Source organism: Lactobacillus sp. CA30L (assembly GCF_059900845.1).
The window spans coordinates 1-461 of record NZ_JBWXGB010000026.1 but is presented as its reverse complement, the minus strand read 5'-3'; the positions used below and the strand labels follow the sequence as shown (position 1 = coordinate 461).

1 pseudogene is annotated in these 461 nt (G+C 35.8%); it reads right to left on the bottom strand.

Annotated elements, in window-relative coordinates:
• A pseudogene (gene rodA2 / locus AC2JF8_RS09285) lies at window positions 1-461 on the bottom strand (peptidoglycan glycosyltransferase RodA2); the annotation flags it as partial.

Genomic DNA, 461 nt, shown 5'->3' with positions numbered 1-461 from the left:
ATGCACACCCTTGCCAAATAAACCACCCGAACCAATTGCCAATAAGCCTTGTACTTGTTGATAGGAGATTTTATCGACATAATCATAGGGATGAATCCATGCTAAAATTCGATCCAATTGATATTGTTTAAAATGTAAAAAGAAGAGTACTTTGTGCCCCCACTCTGTAAAGACTAACAGAATCAAGACCACGCCTAACGTTGCTAAAGCACTGAAAATAATGATTAAAATTTTGCGATCAATTCCTGAAATAACTAAAAGAGATAGAATAATCGTTACGAAAACAAGGGATGTCCCAAAATCTTTTTGTACCGCCATCAAGAAAAAAACAGGGACACTAACCGCAACGATTTTTTTTAGAAGTTGCTTGTCTGAACGCCATTTATCAGACCAGTCTTGTTGCTCATGTTGGACAATAATTTTTGCCAACATTAAAATAAACGCAATTTTCGCAATTTCTG